The sequence below is a fragment of the Pseudomonas sp. D2002 genome, from assembly GCF_013385735.1.
In the GTDB taxonomy this organism is placed as follows: domain Bacteria; phylum Pseudomonadota; class Gammaproteobacteria; order Pseudomonadales; family Pseudomonadaceae; genus Aquipseudomonas.
This window is the reverse complement of record NZ_JACAPL010000005.1, coordinates 1-18,220: the sequence shown is the minus strand read 5'-3', so window position 1 is coordinate 18,220 and position 18,220 is coordinate 1. Positions and strand designations below refer to the sequence as shown.

The 18,220-nt window shown below is 52.1% G+C and carries 21 protein-coding genes and 1 pseudogene; 11 read left to right on the top strand and 11 right to left on the bottom strand.

The window, feature by feature from the left end:
• Positions 1-12 precede the first annotated feature (12 nt).
• A complete protein-coding gene (locus HX783_RS10630; protein WP_003191427.1) occupies positions 13-741 on the bottom strand; it encodes an AraC family transcriptional regulator in 729 nt (242 codons plus the stop codon).
• A gap of 213 nt (positions 742-954) precedes the next feature.
• A complete protein-coding gene (locus tag HX783_RS10625) occupies positions 955-2,268 on the bottom strand; it encodes a sensor histidine kinase (RefSeq protein WP_032901073.1) in 1,314 nt (437 codons plus the stop codon).
• A 219-nt stretch (positions 2,269-2,487) separates the two neighbouring features.
• On the opposite strand from HX783_RS10625, the gene HX783_RS10620 reads away from it, so the two are divergent.
• The 4 genes from HX783_RS10620 to HX783_RS10605 all read left to right on the top strand — a co-directional run bounded on the left by HX783_RS10620 (position 2,488) and on the right by HX783_RS10605 (position 4,340).
• Positions 2,488-2,667, top strand: a complete 180-nt coding sequence (locus HX783_RS10620) for a CsbD family protein (RefSeq protein WP_003191424.1) — start codon at positions 2,488-2,490, stop codon at positions 2,665-2,667.
• A gap of 100 nt (positions 2,668-2,767) precedes the next feature.
• The gene (locus tag HX783_RS10615) at positions 2,768-3,016 is read left to right on the top strand and encodes a CsbD family protein (protein WP_083221824.1); all 249 of its coding nucleotides are present in this window, start codon (positions 2,768-2,770) and stop codon (positions 3,014-3,016) included.
• Positions 3,017-3,385: 369 nt separating this feature from the next.
• Positions 3,386-3,634: a hypothetical protein gene (locus HX783_RS30240; protein WP_371317671.1), complete on the top strand. Its 249-nt coding sequence runs from the start codon at positions 3,386-3,388 to the stop codon at positions 3,632-3,634.
• Positions 3,635-4,031: 397 nt separating this feature from the next.
• Positions 4,032-4,340 (top strand): hypothetical protein, encoded by a 309-nt coding sequence (locus HX783_RS10605; RefSeq protein WP_177016854.1) that lies wholly within the window; start codon positions 4,032-4,034, stop codon positions 4,338-4,340.
• Between the two features lie 152 nt (positions 4,341-4,492).
• On the opposite strand, the gene HX783_RS10600 is transcribed toward HX783_RS10605, so the two are convergent.
• Positions 4,493-4,711, bottom strand: coding sequence for a hypothetical protein (locus tag HX783_RS10600; protein WP_177016853.1), 219 nt, complete (start codon positions 4,709-4,711; stop codon positions 4,493-4,495).
• Positions 4,712-4,874: 163 nt separating this feature from the next.
• Here HX783_RS10600 and HX783_RS10595 point away from each other — a divergent pair, with 163 nt between their 5' ends.
• From HX783_RS10595 to HX783_RS10580, 4 genes are all read left to right on the top strand, one after another.
• Complete coding sequence (locus tag HX783_RS10595) at positions 4,875-5,879, top strand: metallophosphoesterase (RefSeq protein ID WP_177016852.1); 1,005 nt, start codon at positions 4,875-4,877, stop codon at positions 5,877-5,879.
• Entirely contained in the window at positions 5,833-6,234 is a 402-nt protein-coding gene (locus tag HX783_RS10590; RefSeq protein ID WP_177016840.1) for a hypothetical protein, read from the top strand. Before HX783_RS10595 ends, HX783_RS10590 begins: the two co-directional genes overlap by 47 nt.
• Before the next feature lie 293 nt (positions 6,235-6,527).
• On the top strand, positions 6,528-7,511 hold the full coding sequence (locus HX783_RS29945; RefSeq protein WP_256347142.1) for a tetratricopeptide repeat protein: 984 nt from the start codon (positions 6,528-6,530) through the stop codon (positions 7,509-7,511).
• Positions 7,512-7,553: 42 nt separating this feature from the next.
• Entirely contained in the window at positions 7,554-8,603 is a 1,050-nt protein-coding gene (locus tag HX783_RS10580) for a DUF3800 domain-containing protein (protein ID WP_177016851.1), read from the top strand.
• Positions 8,604-8,775: 172 nt separating this feature from the next.
• Here the strand turns inward: HX783_RS10580 and HX783_RS10575 are convergent, their stop codons facing one another.
• The 3 genes from HX783_RS10575 to HX783_RS10565 all read right to left on the bottom strand — a co-directional run bounded on the left by HX783_RS10575 (position 8,776) and on the right by HX783_RS10565 (position 10,958).
• Positions 8,776-9,237: a hypothetical protein gene (locus HX783_RS10575; RefSeq protein WP_177016850.1), complete on the bottom strand. Its 462-nt coding sequence runs from the start codon at positions 9,235-9,237 to the stop codon at positions 8,776-8,778.
• Between the two features lie 346 nt (positions 9,238-9,583).
• On the bottom strand, positions 9,584-10,408 hold the full coding sequence (locus HX783_RS10570; protein WP_177016849.1) for an inositol monophosphatase family protein: 825 nt from the start codon (positions 10,406-10,408) through the stop codon (positions 9,584-9,586).
• 79 nt (positions 10,409-10,487) lie between these two features.
• Complete coding sequence (locus HX783_RS10565; RefSeq protein WP_177016848.1) at positions 10,488-10,958, bottom strand: hypothetical protein; 471 nt, start codon at positions 10,956-10,958, stop codon at positions 10,488-10,490.
• A gap of 948 nt (positions 10,959-11,906) precedes the next feature.
• Between HX783_RS10565 and HX783_RS10560 the strand changes: the two genes are divergently transcribed.
• The 3 genes from HX783_RS10560 (at position 11,907) to HX783_RS10550 (ending at position 16,298) form a co-directional block, all read left to right on the top strand.
• Entirely contained in the window at positions 11,907-15,029 is a 3,123-nt protein-coding gene (locus HX783_RS10560; protein WP_177016847.1) for an RNA-directed DNA polymerase, read from the top strand.
• A gap of 230 nt (positions 15,030-15,259) precedes the next feature.
• A complete protein-coding gene (locus HX783_RS10555) occupies positions 15,260-15,670 on the top strand; it encodes a hypothetical protein (RefSeq protein WP_177016846.1) in 411 nt (136 codons plus the stop codon).
• A gap of 67 nt (positions 15,671-15,737) precedes the next feature.
• Positions 15,738-16,298, top strand: a complete 561-nt coding sequence (locus HX783_RS10550) for a hypothetical protein (protein WP_177016845.1) — start codon at positions 15,738-15,740, stop codon at positions 16,296-16,298.
• Here the strand turns inward: HX783_RS10550 and HX783_RS10545 are convergent.
• From HX783_RS10545 to HX783_RS29940, 5 genes and pseudogenes are all read right to left on the bottom strand, one after another.
• Positions 16,276-16,467 carry a hypothetical protein gene (locus HX783_RS10545; RefSeq protein ID WP_177016844.1) on the bottom strand — a complete coding sequence of 64 codons (192 nt, stop codon included), beginning with the start codon at positions 16,465-16,467 and terminating at the stop codon, positions 16,276-16,278. The genes HX783_RS10550 and HX783_RS10545 overlap by 23 nt on opposite strands.
• 220 nt (positions 16,468-16,687) lie before the next feature.
• Positions 16,688-17,287 carry a hypothetical protein gene (locus HX783_RS10540; RefSeq protein WP_177016843.1) on the bottom strand — a complete coding sequence of 200 codons (600 nt, stop codon included), beginning with the start codon at positions 17,285-17,287 and terminating at the stop codon, positions 16,688-16,690.
• Entirely contained in the window at positions 17,284-17,604 is a 321-nt protein-coding gene (locus HX783_RS10535) for a hypothetical protein (protein ID WP_177016842.1), read from the bottom strand. The genes HX783_RS10540 and HX783_RS10535 overlap by 4 nt, the downstream gene beginning before the upstream one ends.
• Before the next feature lie 148 nt (positions 17,605-17,752).
• A complete protein-coding gene (locus HX783_RS10530; protein ID WP_177016841.1) occupies positions 17,753-18,025 on the bottom strand; it encodes a hypothetical protein in 273 nt (90 codons plus the stop codon).
• Positions 18,026-18,062: 37 nt separating this feature from the next.
• Positions 18,063-18,220: pseudogene (locus tag HX783_RS29940) on the bottom strand (IS5/IS1182 family transposase); the annotation flags it as partial.

Sequence of the window (18,220 nt, the reverse complement as noted above, 5' to 3'; positions counted from 1 at the left end):
CTACGGGATTTTTTACCCAGACTGTTTTTGCGTTTTACGATAAACCGCCGGGGTCGTGGCCCTCACGCGCTGCATGGCACGGGTCAGCGATGCCTGGTCGCTAAAGCCGGCACGCAAGGCAATCTCGGATATGGTCAATGAGGTTCCACGCAACCATCGTTGAGCTTCTTGCAGGCGTAAATCAGTCAACCAAACTTGCGGACTCATCTCGAACATTAGCCGGAAACGTTGGTGCATCTGACTCATGCTCATTTTTGCTACTTGAGCCATGCGTTCATTGCTCCAGTTCGCTCCAGGATCCGCCTGAATACGAGCGATCAACTGCTTCATGGGGTCTGGAAAGCGGGAGATATCCGGATTTAGAGACGATAAAAGCAGAGGCCCCAATTGGGAGGCCGCGATGGACAATTGTGCATTGCCGATTAGCTCAGCGAACTCTATAAGCCGACGAGTAGCGGGGGAAATGGGCACATATATTTTTTGAGCAAGACGCTCGATCTGAAGCGTTTCCATAATCGTCGGCGCACAGTCCAAAACTAAAAAACGGCTATCGAGGTTAGTCTGCTGCGAATGGATCGAGCCAGGTGTCACAAGCGCTGCCAATGACTGATCAATGCAGCCGCCGCGACCGTTTACGTCAATTTCCATTTCGCCACGAATCGGCAGTACCAATTGAGCATGCTCGTGGTGGTGGTGACGGTCTTCCCTCTCATAGCTGCGAACTTCAAGACTAAGAAACATTACTGCACCTTCCGGCCCGTCTGGTTATCCAAGGTTGACGTCCCAAAACGCCCAATTCGCGCCCGCGTTAGGTCAGACTTGCCACTGATTCTAACATCTACGGATCAGACCGTTGATCGCACAACCTGTATTGGCCATACACTTACGGAACAACAGCGTATCAGGCCGGCATACAGGCAAATCATGTAAAGAAGGTTACTTAAGCCACGATGATTATGTGGGATTAATCGCAGAGTCGATTCGACCCAATGATTTCAAGTACAAAGATACGACTGTTCCCTTGTCGGGTGCATTATCAACCATGACGGTGCCCCCAGCGTTCTCTGCGAACTTACGGACTTGCGATAAGCCCAAGCCCGTACCTTTTCCTCTTTCCTTTGTGGTGAAAAAAGGATCAAAAATTTTAGCCGCCAGGTCATCTGGTATACCTGGCCCGGTATCAGTGACGCTGAGCACGACGTAATTGCCTCCAGCCAGTGTTACGTCATCATCAACCCGCATCAGTCGCGTTGAAATGCAGATACTTCCTGCTGACCCGAGCGCATCCCTGGCATTTGTGAGAAGGTTCAAGACAGCTGCATTCAACTGGGCTTCTTCACACATCACTGCGGTGTCGGGGGCTGACAGGTCGAAAGTCAGCTCAACACTTTCGGTCGCGGTGTGAAACAACAAATCGCGCATTGCATCAAGTCGAGCATTAACGTCAACGCACACCAAATTTGGGCTGTCGAGTCGAACACAAGAAAGCAGATGATTGACCAACTGCCGTCCCTGTTCGACCGCCTGCAATCCGGTATCACTAAATTGCTCGACGGCTTTTGGTCGTCTGGCGCGCAAGCGGATCATCTGCAAACTTGCGCTTAGCGCTTGAAGAATATTGTTGAAGTCGTGCGCAATACTGGCCGTGACCATTCCCAAGGAGGAGATACGCTTGGCGTGACGCAGTGACTCTTCGGCCACTTGATTAAGTGCATTCGCCTGAGCCAGTTCTTGTTCAAGCATTTCTGCTCGACGCTCTATTTGATGTCTGAGCAGGCGCAATTGCAACAACGAAGCGGTCTGTCTCGCCAATGCCAACAATGCCGTGCGCTGTGGTGCTGTCAGGGTTCGCGGCTTGGTATCAATCACGCACACCGTACCCAGAGCGTGCCCCGTATCGTCAATGATAGGAGCTCCCGCGTAAAAGCGAATGTAGGGCGGGCCAAGCACCAGCGCGCTGTGTTCAAAGCGCGGGTCGAGTCTGGCATCTTCGACAGTCAACACATCGGCGGGAGCCAGGATCGCGTGCGCGCAAAACGCCAGATCCCGATGCGTCTCCCTCACGTCCAGCCCGACGCACGCCTTGAACCACTGACGTTCTCTATCCACCAGAGAAACCAGCGCGACCGGTACTTCACACAAGGTGCTCGCGAGCACGACGATATCGTCGAATTCTTTCTCCGGAGCTGAGTCCAGCACCCCGAGATGCTCTAGCGACAGGGCTCTTTCATCCTCGTTCGGAGGAAAGGGGGCAGGAATGTGGGGCATCTGATTATGCATCGCTGAGGGCAGTAGGGCGATCATGCTGTTTTGATAGCTTGGACAGCAAGAAATTGTTTCTCCATCCGAACAGCGATGTATCTGTTTCCAGATAGCACTCGAAGGGCCGGCGACGAGTGGTAGTCGTCAACCGTGGAACTCCCGGTCGCAGTCGCCAGTCAATTTTTCTGTCCAGATAGGACACCTATTCCTAACCGGGAGACAGCCATGAGTGGTACTTCAGACAAAATCAAAGGCCTGGCCAACGAAGCTATCGGTAACGTGAAGCAAGGTGTCGGCAAAGTCACAGGCAATGAGAAGCTACAGGTCGAAGGTGCCATCCAAGAAAAGAAAGGTGAAGCACAGCAAGTGGCTGGCAAGGTCAAAGACGCCGTAGACAAAAAGTAGTTCTAGGCGGTAACACCGTTTCGCTGGGATGGCTATCGGATGGTAGCCATCGCAGTTCACTCATTCTGAGCTTCCAACTTATACGAAGGTTTAATCAATCATGAGAAGTGAGCAGGTAGAAGGCGTTGTAGAAAAGGTTGCCGGTAAAGCCCAAAGCGCAGTCGGAAAACTGCTTGGTGATTCGAAGCTGGAAGCCGAAGGTGCGGGACGCCAAGCTGCCGGTCAGCTGACTCAAACCTATGGCGATGCCCTGGACAGCGTATCCACGTTCGTTAAAGAGAAACCAGTTGCTGCAATCGCGATTGGTGCAATTGCTCTGCTGGTTCTAGACCGTCTCTTTCGCCGCTGAGTAAGGAAAAGGACGTTTCGACAGGGGTGCTCCCTTTAACGTTTATCGCCTCCGTCCCCTAGAACTGTCCATCAGCGGGCTGCGGGGGTACGAGGGCAGGTACCGAAGCCGCAGCGCTATCGAGTCGCTTCAGTAAGCTTCACAAGTAATAGTCCTGTACGTAGGGCAAGCTTACACCCGCCCCGGCTTCAGGATCGCTGCGCAGGACTATCCTTACCGTGCAGTTCAGCAGGCAAGCGGAGCGCGCAGGCGTGCGGGATGAAAGCCCGTAGGGACGAGACGTGGCTTGCCACGGCTCGGTTCACGCCAGCCATCCGCCGAAGGCGGCACGCCATAACCACCGACAAGCCTTGTCAAAAGGAGGCAGAAATGACCAGCGACTCACTTCGCGAGCGTGAGAGAGCTAGGCGAAGGGTTCTGTGGGCGCTTGCCAGCCTCCATCCCGGTGATCCCAATGCATTCGAACTCCTTGTCATCCTTGATGGCTGCGACGACCAAGAGCGCAAAGGCACGCCCTTTAGCGATAAGCCACTCGAACTCATTGAGGTTCGTAACTCTGTCTCGGTGATGCACCACAACTCCGGAATCGACATCATCTTGGAGCAGGCTATTCCGTAACCCTGGAGAGAGCGTTTCCACCAAGCAAGCATCGGGTCGACCAGAGTTCCTCACGGCCCCTACGCCACAGACTGGGATAAATTTCTGACTGAATGGCAGCGTGAGATGCAGCATCTGAAAAATCACCGAGCTGCACAGGCTCCTACCAGCTAGAGCGGCTGGTTCGAGCGATGGCGGCGCAAGCACACAAGCAGTCGGTGGAGCCGCTCAAAATCGCAGCCTTCAAGCAGGAGCAGCAAGGTTGGAACGGCCTTCGTTTTTTATTGATTTTGAAGCCTCTGGGATAGCTCCTGGCAGCTATCCTATCGAGGTCGCTGTCGTATCAAGTGAGACCTCCTTCTGCTCGCTTATCAAGCCAGTCCTGTAGTGGACGCACTGGTCGTTCGATGCGCAAGACATGCACGGCCTCTCTCAAGATGAGTTACATCAGGAAGGTGATACCCCAGTCGTTGTGGCGAGAAAAATGAATAAGCTGTTATCAGGGCAGCTGCTTTGCAGCGACTCACCGCAAGACGGCTTTTGGCTCGACACCCTCTACGAAGCTGCAGATCTGATGCCCACCTTCGAGTTGAAGCCTTTGGAGGTATTTGTGGGCCGGGAGGCTGCCAGCGACATTTACCGCCTACTGCCTACAATCAAGCAACACCGAGCTTTAAATGACGCAACTGCTTTGATGAACGCCTGTAATGCTTTTTTCGAAAGTTGAACTATCAAAGGGGTGGATATGATGGGCGGACATTCGATGCATTCCTGATATCTGATACAGGAGCAGACCCCTCGCGCTATTTGGGGGGGCTACCTCCTTATCTATCAATCTGGTTGGCAATGACGCGATTGGTGCGAGGACAGGTGCAACGTCTAAGACTGTCGAATCCTCAAAATGGAATCTGTGATGGCTTGAGCATTTGCATCCAACGCTTCCATGGCTGACATAGCATGACCCGCGACACTTTCGACGCCATTCTCTGAGAGCCACTTGGTTATTTCTTCAATTGCGGCACCCAGTGCGTGCTGGTTGTGTAGGAGCAATGTCAGAGAGTCAGCCGTGGCGATTCTGTAGTTCCAGTTATCGGACATGAAAGTCTTCCTTGAAAGTGATGCTCAGAGCCTAGTTCATCTCTCAGCAGGCACAAATGGCGCAGGACAGGTTCGCCGGTGTCCAATTTTCTGTCCCTACGAGCGAGTACAATGGAGCTGCTAAGTAGATCCCTTGGCGATTGCTCCGGAGTTAAGATCCCAGATGAAGCAGACGATTTTGCGACTCCCCAAGAATGAAGTGGGCCGTGACTTTGTAGTCGGTGATATCCATTTCAAAACCATCGAACTCCACAAGGGGCTTCGTGCACTCGGCTTTGACAGTGCGATTGATCGGGTTATAGCTGTAGGCGATCTGATTGACCGCGGGCCTGGGATGCTGGATGGTCTAAAACTGCTCGGTGAACCTTGGTTCTTTTGTGTCCAAGGCAATCACGAGCAGATGCTGATAAACGCTTACCGTGAAAACCCACAAGCACGTTACAGCTCCCACGGCGCGGGATGGTGGGCAACGATCGCCGATGAGTCGAAAGGAATGGTGATCGAGAAGCTGGAACAGCTTCCCACCGCCATAGAAATTCAGTCCGCACGTGGCCTGGTCGGTGTCGTTCACGCCGACGTGCCGGCAGGGATTTCTTGGCAAGAGTTCGTTGGGAGCCTAGACAATACTCAGATCGAAGAGATCGCGCTGTGGGGCAGGGAACGGATCATCAAGCATTATCGTGACGGTGTTCCAGGCATCTGGAGAGTTTGCTCGGGACATACGTGGATTCCGAAACCGCTGAGATTGGGGAATTTTCTCGCGCTTGACTGCACGGGAGGAGGGGACGGCCCTTTAGCAATCTACTGTGTCCAAGAAGACGCTATCTATGTTGATGGGCGTCCTGTGTCGCTTGATAGCGCGGAGCGCGTTTCAGAGCAGCTGCATGAGCTCGAGAATGTCATCAGTCAGCTTAAGACAGAAGTGAATGGCAACAGATTGATTGAGTCACAAACCCTTAGCCGAAAGGCTGAAGCGTTGGCCAAGCAGGCAAACTCATCGTGGATCACTATGAGAGATCAGGACGCCGAATCTGAGAAGCTCATTAACGCGTTGCACGGGCTTAGCTTACTTACTGGCGAGCGCAGAGGTGCCAAGCTTGATGAGCTGAAGGCAAGGTACAGTGGAACGCAGACGGAGCAGCTGCTTCAGCGGCTTTTCGGCGCCTGATCTACTGCTCTGGGCTTCACAAAATGGTTCTTCAAGACGCTTTCGTCACACAAACCGAAAATATATTTTTCCCGCCCCCTTGAAAGTAAAATTTCAAACCGGAGACCTTATATTTGAAAACAAACAAAAAGCGACGTTGTCCAAAAGCCCCCCCGTTTTTTGGCCTGCCTTGAGCTGTGGGGCAATCGACCCGATTGCCTTGATGTTGCTCTATGGATTTGCGCTCCTTTTGCTTTTCATCTTTTGGCTGCTGTTTTCCGGTTTCTCTGCGTTGGAATGCTTGATGGAGGGCGGCGAAGCCAGTGTTGTGTATGCTGATCGCACCTTTGCGACGTCAGTCGCGGCTACTTTTTGATTCCAAAAGACATCAATTTTTGTCGAAAAAAACCGGCCATGTGCCATTGCTGTTACTAGCAGTCATACGTCACAGGAATGCGCTTGGAGCTGCAAAGTTGGATCGAAGGCTGCTGTGAATCCTGAGCGTTCCGGCCATCGTTCCAGAAAGTAACGCGCCCTGTATGCGAATGCTGAGGCAGTTGAGTTGGCGCATTCGATATCAGGACATTGAGTGCCAAATTCAGGTGCGAGCTCCAGGAATCGCTTCACCAACTCGCCACCACGATCAAGGAAAAAAGGAGGAGAGCACAGATGGGGATTTTCGACTGGTTGTTCAAGAAAAAGAAAGTAATCCCACCGAAGGGAAAGGCGATTCAATCCAGCACTCAGACTGTAGAGGTATCCAAGCCTTTTTTGAGTGTCAGCTCGAGCGGTTACGCTGGGCTCTATAGTCTTTCCAAATCCAGGAAGTGGGCGATTTCTTGGAGAGACTCGGATCCTGCCAGTGGCCGCGGGGGACATCGAGAGAGTGGTTATGGGGACTATATTTTAGCTGATCTGATCGGCGATGTTGTGTCGGCGCAAGGGCAGATGCAACGACCAAATAATGGCTCAGTTGCCGACAACGGATCGTTCTGTCTCGAAGACTGGCATTTGGGCAGCTCTTTGTCGGGTACGTTCAACGTGTTCGATTGCTCTGGCAATTCCATCGTTAGCAAAGAGCTGACGGCCAACATCTTCGGGAGTGGCATCTCAAAAAATGGAAAGCTCGCTTATTGCGCCACCGCCAATAGCAAGACTGAACACGGCTATAAAGTCATACTGTTTGACCTGGAGACGGGTAAAGAACTGTTCTGTGTGACGCCCCGCACACAAGGCCTCGAAACCTATATTTTCGACGAGGAGAGGAAACTCCTGATCGCGGACGTAAAGGGCGTGGGCAAATTTAGGTATGACAGCACCGGCGATTTCGTCGATGGCAATAATCTAGGTAAGGCCAATCTTGAGTCCTCCGACTACAGCCGTATCATCCGCGCAGCTGAAAAGATCTTGGGGGAACAAGACATATCAAATAAGCGCGCCTCCGAGGCTCTTGAAGCTGTGATGCGAGCTAGGTCACTCGGTGCTGATTCCAATCCTGCATGGAAACCCAATGCATTGAAAGTGCAGGGCTTTGCGCATGAGATACTCGGGCAAGCTCATCAGGCGATCGAGGTTTATGAGGAAGCGATCACTCTGAACCCCAAAATAGGTGTGAAGCGCCGCCTGGATGCTCTGAAGAAAAGAGTGGGCTAGGCTGTCACGATCACCTCCATCATCGAGCAATGAGGTTCACGCATGGAATGCTTCCGAATTGACGAGAGTGGTTATACGGGCTTTGACCTTCTGAACCACGATCAACCGTTCCAAGGGGCAACGGCGATAGCCATCGATGACAATGAAGCTGCTCGCCTGATTCGCGAGCACTTCCCAAAGCTCCAGGCGCCCGAATTGAAATATCGCGCGCTATCCCGTCGCCCGGGTAACCATCCTCGATTAATGGGACTGATGGGCGATATCCTCAGTCAGTACAAATGCGTAACTTATGTATGCGACAAACGCTTCATGTTGCTCCTGAAGTTTCTCGACTATGCAGTGGAACCCTTTTATTACGAGAGAGGAATCGACTTTTACGCCGACGGCCAGAATTATTCCTTGGCCTCTATCCTCTACTACATCGGCCCGCAATTATTAGGCCGACAACCGATGATGTACCTAGAGAAAGCGTTCCAAGACGCGATGAAGCTCAAGACCCCCTCAGCGATAGACAATCTCGTTCTGTGCGCCCGAAAAACCCGTTGGCAGGAGTTGCCCGAAGCGATGGGGCCATTGGCCCACGATGCAGCCCCAGAGTGCCTGGAAGCTATCGCCACACCTGGCGTAACCACAGATATCGCTCTCGAGATTGTGATTGCACTGATTTCTCGCATGGAGGTAATGGCGGAGGGCCCTTATCGAGTAGAGCATGACCAGTCGAAAAATCTGCTGACGTACCACGACCTGCTGCAACGGCAGATCAACCATGTTGGCATCGCTGAGTTTCGACAATCGCAGCTCGCGAGTATCCGCTTTCCACTCAAGCTGACGTCGGTCATTCAGGTCGACTCTAAGAGTAGCCCTGCCGTACAGATCGCCGATGTGATGATTGGTGCGGCTATTGAGGCGGCGCAAAGAATTACTGGCCGTATCAGCGATGGTCTTGAGCCGGGAGCAGTGCTAGGACTTTATGCCGATGACCAGCTTATCCATATGCTGCCCTCGTTAGACATTGAGGGCCAGCTCGCATTTCGGAAAGGGACGCAGGCGTCGGCACTGATTGATTACTTCGCCAAAAATTTTTCTAGCTAGCGAATCGAAAGGCAAGCTAAATCTACTTGGCAAAGACTCTTTTTTACTTGAACTCATCGATCCGTTTAGGTGCCCAGCCGATCCAAAACCTCCGAGATTCTATGAAGGTTTCGGCGGACGTTCAGGTCGCTCCCTTGCAGTCCGCGCGAAGATAACGAAGCCTCTCAGTCGATCAACCCTTGAACTGAATCTCCGGAAACTTGTAATCCTGGCCTCTCTTCCTAGCTACCAAATACCGCTGCACATGCACCGAAATTGCACAAAGCTGGATAGAGGAGAAGCCAGCGAGCTTATTCGCCAAAAGCCCACTATGGATTTCGCCATCACGACCAGTGAGATCTTCGACTCCAACGATTAAGTTGCTTTTCATTTCGGGAAAAGAACTCGGAAGTCGGTGCATATCAAGGAGTGGGATCTGAGCATCCACAATCATTTGCCACTCTGCTGGATATAGGTCAGGCGTATGCTCATCCAACAGCGAAGCAAACAATGTGAAGACCGCTGAAATGCTGTGTTTGAAAGTATCGTCCGAGCCTGTAGCCAAGCCGTTTGGATCTTTCCTATCTGCCAGAGAGAAAAGGAGGCTCTTAGCTGGTTCGTTGAAATAGATATTGATCGGGTCTTCGCCTTTCATCAGATGTCTCCATGCGGTAGTAACTGCAAATCTGAATAGGATACGGCCAAGCTTCAGCTCCCGAAGGAGGACGTAAATACAGGGGGATTGTAATCCCGTTTTTGCTCGTACATCTCAGAAAGCACTGCACGAGAAATCCTTTGGAAAAACCGCAAAGCAGCATCCAAATGCAAGATGAGCAGCGTCACTGCAATGTGCTTCAACTGTAGTTTTCCTCTGAGCGATTTTGAAATGGCCGCACGTGGAGGGCTGAGCCCAATCAGAAGATCTCGCTTGAATTACTCTGCAAGACCAAAGAAATGATTGGAGATTTCTGCTCAAATCATTAGGTGCTTCGGGATTCACTCTAGCTCGCTCTCGGATCAAATACCTTGGCCCAATCACGCATCGCCAACTCCACACAAACGCTAGGAGCTCCACCAAAGCATCGCTGGCAAACCTTGAGCATTTCTAACTCTGTACGGTATTGGATGGACTCGCCCGACTCGTCGAGCAAAACGCCTTTGGCACCAATCAGCAATGCATGCCCCGCGACTACGTCATGGGCTGACACGGGATACAGAGAAAGTCCACAAACGCCGTCACCAGCAGCGACTTTTGCCAATCTGTATGCAATGGATGGCATGGGGTAAAAACCTGCCGGCGCACAGAGCTCGCGATTGGTCTGCGGTTTGTTGCCAGCAGCAGCGCTCACCATCACCATGCTCCCCTTCGAAAGCACCTGTTGCGACAGGTCGACATAGATCGGGGCTCCATTCCTAACCAAGTGATCCATACCTGCGGCCCAGCTGATGCTATCTGCCTTCCCATGCGGAGTTAATGGCGCATGCACCACACCCAAGACAGGTTGAAGGTCATGAAGTAGTCCTACCGAGACAGCCGAGCCCGACAGTCCCTTCAGAAAATCACTTGTACCGTCATTCGGGTCAACCACCCAGCAGAAGGAGTTGCCGGAAAGTACGTGGCCGGTCTCTTCACCCCACCAATCGCATTGCAAAATTTTTAGCAACTCCTCACGGAGAAATACCTCAATTTCGACGTCGATTTCAGCTTTATCACCGTAGCCCCTACGGCCTTCCGGACGGACACATTCCTCGGCCAATAACACACCCGCCCGCTCCACAACTTTGATCACCTGGGGAAGAATCTGCTGCAGTTGTGTATTGATCATGGCGACCTGACGAGCTAACGGGCGGAGGAGTGAAGGGTGATGCCTTGTCCCTAAGCAAATAGACAAGTCTCCTACCATCTTACAGGAGCTGCGAACCAAGCCATCGACTGAGACGATCACCTTGAACGTTTTCCAGCTTATTGATGGCACCTCCGAGCATTCCGACCATGGCATCTAAATCATCATCGTCCGGAAACCACTCGGACAGCTCGACATTGCAAAACTCTGAACGGCTGAACACCCATTTGAGAACCATATCCCCCGTCGCGCGGAAATGGTCAGCCATATAGATCTGGCGATCGATCTTCCACCCCCGCAGTTCTAGTTCATCGGTAGCGTTCAAGATACCCGTGTCACCAAAGCAAAATCTCGTGTCGGGGTAGTGGATACCAGCAAGCGACACCTTCGCCTCACCGACCTCGCTGTTCCAATATGCTAGGTAGTGCCATCCGCCCGAAGTGGCGTGAGGTCTCGGGAAGTTTATGGCGGCCTTGCCGGTGATGTAGTACTCGTAGGTCACTCGACTGAGGTCGATATCGAATTTAGGCATCACTGACCTCAAGGTACTTCCGGTGGCGAACAGGAGGGTGCGCTAGATGAATTGTGCGGATGCTTCAGAGGTGATTGCTTGGCTCGGTTTCTACATCAGGATACCTTGTCAGACTTTGCGACCGTCTCAAATCAGTTCAGTTCGGCAAAGTCGTACCGACAAGTGATGGAAGTTGAAGGCTTTGGGTAATATCTCGAAGTCAGAAGCCATAGCTTCACATAACAATTTAAAGGATTATTGATGAGCCTCGTGGATTCACGGTACGACACATTATGGCCTCGCGTCTCTACACTCCAGGATGAAGTTGTCCTAGCGCAGGCTTGGAAGAAAACTCACACTTTCATTCGACGCCATAATTGGTACGCGGACGTGTTGGAGCTCGATGCGTCAGCGGTATGCTTGTCGCGAAACCTGTCAGAATGGTCTCGGTCTATCGCTTCTGGAAGCTATCGTACGGCGCCAGCATGGCTCGTACCAGCTCCCAAAAACGGACTTTGGTGCTTCCGTTCCGAAGAGCAGGGCGGCTGGGGGCCGCGAGAGATGTCAGAAGGTACCCCCCCTGTTTTGCGACCGTTGGCTCACATTGGTATCAGAGAACAGACCGTCGCTACAGCAGTTATGTTGTGTCTCGCGAACTGCATAGAGTCTGCGCAGGGGGACACGTCGCAGGGCCCAGCAGAGGCCTTAGCATCGAAGGTTTATAGCTATGGTAATCGTCTTTTCTGTAGTTGGTCGAGTGACCACCTCAGCGCTAGGTTCGCCTGGGGGAATTCAGACACATACAGCCGATACTTCCAAGACTATCAGCGTTTTGCAGAGCGACCAATTGCCATAGCAACCGCTGTTGAGACTGATGAGCAAAACGTATTTATCGTCAGCCTCGATCTGCGCTCATTTTTTGACAATATAGATATTGACCTACTCGTTTTGAGGATGCGGGAAGAGTATGTGGCGCTCGTGAAAAACACGGGTGATGAGCGGTATGAATCCGATGAGCTTTTTTGGGAAGCGGCGCGCGAAGCGCTAAAGTTTCAATGGCGCCCGGAAGACGAACAACTGTCGGGTCTTTTCAGGGATAACACCTTGCCCGAGGGTTTACCTCAAGGCCTTGTGGGAAGCGGTTTTTTTGCGAATGCCTATCTTCTAGCTTTTGACCGTGCGATAGGTAGTTTTATCGACCGACGAGCCGGACGAAGAAGTTTCCGAGTACATGACTATTGCCGTTACGTTGACGATCTTAGGCTCGTGATATCCGTCGACACAACGGAAGATGAGGTAGTAGACCCGGTTGCAATAAGCAGAGAGATCAGTAATTGGGTGCAAACTCTCCTTAAAAAGCACACAACACCTGCAGGTAAGCCAAAAGCTTTCTTGCGGCTTAATGCAGCGAAAACTCAGCTTGAGCCATTAGCGGAGGTAGGCAGTGAGTCTGGTACTGCTGCTCGAATGAAGGCGCTGCAGCAGCAAATGAGCGGGCCCTTTGACCTGGACTCCTTAAAGCAAACGGAGGCAGGTCTCAATGGACTGCTGTCCCTGGCCGAGCTTGGTCTGATTGAGGACGCCGGTACGCCTCAGGTGAACGATGCACTGCGGCTTGCCTCAGTAGCTAAGTTGAAGTTAGAAGTGCGCGACGACACATTGACTAGATTTTCGGCTTATCGGCTTGTTAGGTCACTACGAATGCGGCGAAGCATGACCGACCTGTCAGAGTTAGACGAAGCGATGAACTCCAAGGATGCGAAGGAAGGACTCACCCATGACTATCAAGCGGTAGCACGGCGGTTGATTTCAGCGTGGGCTGTTAACCCTTCATTGGTGCAGGTTCTGAGGTACGCACTAGATCTTTTTCCCAGCACAGACCTGCTTGAGTCCGTTGAGCAGGCATTGATGACCAAGATCGAGACGTCCTCATCGGATGAGTTTGGCCGACGCGTCGCCTTCTATGTACTAGCGGATCTGTTTAAAGCCGGAGCTACAGAGACGGGTAGGCAAGCTGAGCTTGACTCGACCTTCAAAGTGGCTGACGTAGATGCTTATCGGCGCGCCCTGGCGGATCTTGCAAATCGTATATTGAGCATGAAGAACGTACCTTGGTATGTGCAGCAACAAGCAAGCCTACTTTTGGCCTCGCTGCGCAAGACCGCAAAGTTGACGGGAGACGCCCCGGAATTACGGTTCTATCGAGTGCTTAATGCATTCGTAAGGAGCCGGGCAATCGGTAATGAAGTGACTGCGCAAGAGGAAATCGTCGTGTCGCTCGTCGGACACCAACTCCTCGGCGATATCTCTCACTACGAAAAATGGTTTATTAGGTTTAGCGAAGAGTGGCCCAAAGCTGCCGTTACGAACGCTTGGAAGGTTATTGCACAAACATCCCCTGATCTATCTGCTGCGCTGCTGAGCTCTACTCGCACTGGAATGCAGGGCCTAATCTCGCGAGCACCGCGCTACCTGCTTTTATATGCGTCGGCAAAATGGTCGGATGGTTTCGACCTACCCCCAGTCCGGACATGGCTACCACTTCTCACAGTCATTACTCACCCGATTGGACTTTTCAGCCAAGAAAACGCGCTACTCGTTCTCGCGCGAGCAATTGGTCGTGACAAGTCAATCAAGGGATTTGACCCTAAGCAACTGACACCGCTAAACGTCGAGGTGCAGAGCAAAGATTGGTCTCAGCTCAATAACCCAAAAGACGCTCATCTTGAAGCTCGTGCCGTTATCAACGTAAAGACTACAGACGGCACTTATGACACGCCATCTTGGTGTCGTCCGAAAGATGCTTGGATGTACGCATTTGGTCGGTTGCTTCGTGCAGCAGCTACGGGCGAACCAGATTTTACCGCTCGTCATTGGCTAGCTCGTGAGGACTCTGGTTGGTACTCCGGGCTTCGCAGTACTTGGCAGAAAAGGCGCATGGGTATGCTTCATACCGCCGAAGGTTTAGGCGGCACTACTGCGGCAATAACCCCATGGTTTTCGAACCTGCTGCTTCATCTTCTTCGATGGCCAGGTATTGCTGGGGATGAAGACCCTGAGTTTGCAACTATGCTCAGACGTCGCGACTTTCGATCCGCCGTGTCCAAACGTATTAAAGCCCAATCGGTTATTTTTGGAGCGAGTAGTAGGCTACCCATCTACCGTTACCCGATTGAGTGGCCTCTGAACTGCAGTCGTGGTCTACGTGTCGTGATGGTTCAGGGATTGATGCCTATGCACGCACATTTTGAAAGCGGACTTGATGGTCTTGAGGTGCCCGGCTACAGAGAGAAACATCGGAACCATACCGCTGCGTTACTGCATCTGACTACTAAGCATCTAGCCGCACGGGACTACGTGTTGGGGCGCTCGCAGAAGCCGCATCTTGATTTGGTAGTGTTTCCCGAGCTCAGCATTCACGATGACGATCAAGACCTTATGCGTGCATTTTCAGACGCAACCGGTGCGATGCTGTTCTACGGGTTGCTTGGAGCGAAGGAGCCAGGAACAGGCGAAACCATCAACACCGGTCGATGGTTAGTCCCTCAGCGGCGCGCAAACCGTCGATCTTGGGTGCAGGTCGATCAAGGTAAATTCCACCTAACGCCTGAGGAAGTTGAACTCGGAATTAAATCCTGGCGGCCTTATCAAGTGGTGATAGAACTGTCTGACCCCTCGAGCTTAGGCGATAGACCCTACCGCTTGACCGGATCCATCTGTTTCGACGCAACAGATTTAGCGTTGGCGGCAGACCTGCGAGATGAAAGCCACATGTATGTTGTGTCGGCCATGAACAAGGATGTGAAGACGTTCGATGGGATGGTCGCGGCGTTGAGATACCACATGTACCAGCATATTTTGATCGCAAACATCGGAGAGTTTGGCGGCTCGACGGCCCAAGCTCCTTACGATAAAGAGCACCGCCGATTAATTTCCCATTCTCACGGTAGCGAGCAGATAGCCATTTCAATTTTCGACGTGCGCATGGAGGATTTCGGCCCAGAGCTAGAGGCCGCGAATCCGGGTATAACCCGTTTGCAACAAGTAACCACCCGAATTGGAAAGGCTCCACCTGCGGGACTGAAACGATGAAAGCTGTACCGCGTCGGCAGGGGCTTAAGTGCAACGTCCAGGCGCTCATCCTGAGCTCTACTCAATCTTTGAAGACATACAGCATGAGCTGAACTCGCCAATTGAGTTCCTTGAGGAGGAATTCTCTGGAGCTGGAGGATTTGGCCGGCGGCTTCATTGGGATTGCTCATTCCAAGTAGTCGGAGACCTAAGAGATACGACAGGCTATCCGCATTAATGAGGAGAGCCGAATGACTAGCGGTGCTGTTGATCAGAATCTGCGTGAGCGAGAGAAGCTCAGGAGGAAAGCTTTATGGGCGCTATCTGATCTTCTGCCAGGCGATCCCAAGGCTATTCCGGTCGTATCTGTGCTTGACGATATCGATCGCCAGGACGAAGCCGACACGTTAATGACACCAGTGATGAAGGCAGAAGCGCTTCGCAGGCTCGTCGTCACCGAGTTCCACTCGAGCAACCTACAAATTGTTCGGGAGGTCAGCATTCCCGAACCGTGGCGGGAACGATTTCTACAAGCGAGTATCTGTTCGACTCGACTCGACGCGGGGCCTTATCTTCACGACTTGGAGAAATTCGTCCATCTCTGGACGCAGGAGATTCAGCACCTGGAAGCTCATCGCTCTGCCGTCGATAAATATCTTTAGAAAGTATCTCAAGTTTTTCGAACCGCATCCGTTTGTACTTACAAGAGCATACATAAAAGGCGTTTCAATGAAGCTTCATCCGACTTCAAAAGCATCTTCTGATTTTCGTCTTTGTAGAGAGTTCGACTGCTGGCGCGGCCTAGATTTTGACGAGAAATACAAATGCGCAATCGAAGTGCTACCGTCGGCGCGGATCATGATCGAGTTGGACATTGTGAGTTGCAGTGTCACCCTTGATGTCGCTCAAGAAATCGCAGAATGTTTGAAAGAAGCACTGGCTATTTCTGTCGACGATGATGGCTACCAAGTCGAAGTCAAAAAACGGCCAAATGGCCTGTTCAAAATTCGCAGCCTTGCCGGAATGCGCGGAATGCAGTACGCAGCGTTTGGCGAAATCGATGTTGAAGACGCGAGCGGAGATTTTTTTGAGGATTCATCTTCTGGCACGACATCAATTGTGGTCGCCACTATCCAAGATGGTGGGCACGAGTTAATTTTTCCCTTCATGGGCTACTCATTCACGAAAGCTGATGCAGCCTGGCTAAGCGAGGCATTGTTCAAGGCCTGCGGGGAGCGAAAGAATCGGGAGGGAAGAGCAAGAGACGTCACCGTTGAACCAAGCCTTTGAGGCGTTCCCGACCAGCGATAATCTGATCTCGCAGTTCTTCGGGATCAATCCTCATCCCACCGGTAGGCGTCACGTGCAGAGTTTTCAGACTGTTGGCAGCTTTGATGAATTCCCGCTCCTCTTCCTTCACCCATTCAGGACGTTTGTCTTTCCACAGCAGCCATGCCATTCGCCTAGCCTCGTTTCTCAGCGGTAAAAAAGCAGTATGTGGGAGCTGCAGGTAATGTTCAAACTGAGAAGTGATCTACGTCATCATGCAAGCGGAGCGCGCAGACCAGGAAGGTCGCAGGCATGAGGATGGAAGCCCGCAGGGCCAAGACCCGTCGATAGACGAGGCTTGGTTTACGACAGCTATCCCCAGAGGGGCATGCCCAAAAATAAAATCTAGGTTAGCGAACCGCACGCTGTTCGTTCGTACGAGGAGCTACACCCATGGCGTAAAGATCATAAGTCTTGCGCAACAACAATTCGTCATCAGACGATACATGTGCGTGCGTGAAGACTGTCGACAAGAAACGCTTCCGTTCGCCATTGCCAACATCAGACCAAACCCTTGGTTGCCCTTGAGCATCTGGGACTGCCAAGCGATCAAGAAGGTATTCCTCAAGGCCATGCAACCGCTGCAAGCCATCGATCAAAATATCGCTGCTTTCAGCCATTGCAGGCCCCGCACCCGAATGACACCACTCATTAGTGAGATAGCTTCCGAGATCCCCTCCAGACCACACAGAAACGATGAACCGAGCTTTTTGACCCAGATTCCATACTACTGGGCGATGCCAAGACGGAACTGGAATGCCCATTACGAACCCCGCAGCCCAAGGGTACTTCTCGTGAGCAACAGATGGTTCGACCAAGTGTTTTTCCCAGCGAGAAACGAGGATATCAATCGGATATTGGTTGGTGCTGGTTGCCAAAATTTGACGTGGCATTCGGAGGCTGGGATCTGAAATTTCGTCGTCCGCGTAGCGCTGAAATTTGGAAGTCATGAATGTCCTTGGAGGAGGGGTGTGCTAAAGGTGGACGAACCAATGGTGCGGATGAAATTACGGCGCCACTCATCAACGATTGAGATGATCAGTAAGTCACGCTCTGTTGAGATTTCGATCTGCTCACCATCAACGAGCGCTTGCGCATAGCCCTCAGCGAAGGCTGCAGCTCTGTCAAAGTCGGAAGGGGAGTCAGAGGACGCGATGTAGCTGACCAAGCGCTCCCACGCCCTGCGTTGACGATGACCCTGGATGGTCTCGGCAAACGGCACGGCGCCTTTCAGGGAGGGTGAAAATGCGATCGTTGGTAGGTTCAAAACCGGTTTCTCTAGATGTCATAGATATGAAAAACGGTTCGTTTTGAGAAACCTTGAGCCCGATCGGAATATTTTTTCGAAAGCTTCCCCACCCATGATGTAGAGCTTCTGTTTCACATCGCCGCTTCTCCAAAGGGAAGGCGGAAAGTCATCCTTCAGCTCTCGATAATTCAGTGAGTGCTGAGGCTAGCGCCGTCGCCTGCTGAGGCGTGAACCTAAAGCGCGACTCATCGATTTTGATAGAAATTACGCCATTGGATTCTGTATCCAGGAGACCTGCGTAGCTGTTGTCATCGTCTATGACTTCACCCTCGGCAGTGTCGGGCCGAGTGAAGATAGCGAGCCTCATTTCGTCCAAGTCACCCTCCGGCGAACCATCCTTGAACGTGAAGAATCTGTTCGGGGGCAGCTTTGTATTCATGGTTTCGATATTCCTCAGGGAGACGCTGAACAATTAACCCCGTTTGCACCGCCCCCATTTCCAAGTCGTTTTTTTCAACCTGCCGACCTTGTTTTGCGTTTCGGGGGCAGGTTTCTCCCCTCATTTTGCTGATTTACGGGCCAGTCCCGTCTTTCAGACGGATTTATCCCGCCTCCCGTTGCAAATACCGCTTGG

What these genes read in the sequence shown, in the direction of transcription:
- HX783_RS10630 (WP_003191427.1), bottom strand. Translation starts at nt 741, where the DNA reads ATGTTTCTTAGTCTTGAAGTTCGCAGCTATGAGAGGGAAGACCGTCAC.
- HX783_RS10615 (WP_083221824.1), top strand. Translation starts at nt 2,768, where the DNA reads ATGAGAAGTGAGCAGGTAGAAGGCGTTGTAGAAAAGGTTGCCGGTAAA.
- HX783_RS10600 (WP_177016853.1), bottom strand. Translation starts at nt 4,711, where the DNA reads ATGTCCGATAACTGGAACTACAGAATCGCCACGGCTGACTCTCTGACA.
- HX783_RS10555 (WP_177016846.1), top strand. Translation starts at nt 15,260, where the DNA reads ATGACTAGCGGTGCTGTTGATCAGAATCTGCGTGAGCGAGAGAAGCTC.
- HX783_RS10605 (WP_177016854.1), top strand. Translation starts at nt 4,032, where the DNA reads ATGCACGGCCTCTCTCAAGATGAGTTACATCAGGAAGGTGATACCCCA.
- HX783_RS10550 (WP_177016845.1), top strand. Translation starts at nt 15,738, where the DNA reads ATGAAGCTTCATCCGACTTCAAAAGCATCTTCTGATTTTCGTCTTTGT.
- HX783_RS29945 (WP_256347142.1), top strand. Translation starts at nt 6,528, where the DNA reads ATGGGGATTTTCGACTGGTTGTTCAAGAAAAAGAAAGTAATCCCACCG.
- HX783_RS10570 (WP_177016849.1), bottom strand. Translation starts at nt 10,408, where the DNA reads ATGATCAATACACAACTGCAGCAGATTCTTCCCCAGGTGATCAAAGTT.
- HX783_RS10565 (WP_177016848.1), bottom strand. Translation starts at nt 10,958, where the DNA reads ATGCCTAAATTCGATATCGACCTCAGTCGAGTGACCTACGAGTACTAC.
- HX783_RS10545 (WP_177016844.1), bottom strand. Translation starts at nt 16,467, where the DNA reads ATGGCATGGCTGCTGTGGAAAGACAAACGTCCTGAATGGGTGAAGGAA.
- HX783_RS10575 (WP_177016850.1), bottom strand. Translation starts at nt 9,237, where the DNA reads ATGAAAGGCGAAGACCCGATCAATATCTATTTCAACGAACCAGCTAAG.
- HX783_RS10530 (WP_177016841.1), bottom strand. Translation starts at nt 18,025, where the DNA reads ATGAATACAAAGCTGCCCCCGAACAGATTCTTCACGTTCAAGGATGGT.
- HX783_RS10620 (WP_003191424.1), top strand. Translation starts at nt 2,488, where the DNA reads ATGAGTGGTACTTCAGACAAAATCAAAGGCCTGGCCAACGAAGCTATC.
- HX783_RS10580 (WP_177016851.1), top strand. Translation starts at nt 7,554, where the DNA reads ATGGAATGCTTCCGAATTGACGAGAGTGGTTATACGGGCTTTGACCTT.
- HX783_RS30240 (WP_371317671.1), top strand. Translation starts at nt 3,386, where the DNA reads ATGACCAGCGACTCACTTCGCGAGCGTGAGAGAGCTAGGCGAAGGGTT.
- HX783_RS10625 (WP_032901073.1), bottom strand. Translation starts at nt 2,268, where the DNA reads ATGCCCCACATTCCTGCCCCCTTTCCTCCGAACGAGGATGAAAGAGCC.
- HX783_RS10540 (WP_177016843.1), bottom strand. Translation starts at nt 17,287, where the DNA reads ATGACTTCCAAATTTCAGCGCTACGCGGACGACGAAATTTCAGATCCC.
- HX783_RS10595 (WP_177016852.1), top strand. Translation starts at nt 4,875, where the DNA reads ATGAAGCAGACGATTTTGCGACTCCCCAAGAATGAAGTGGGCCGTGAC.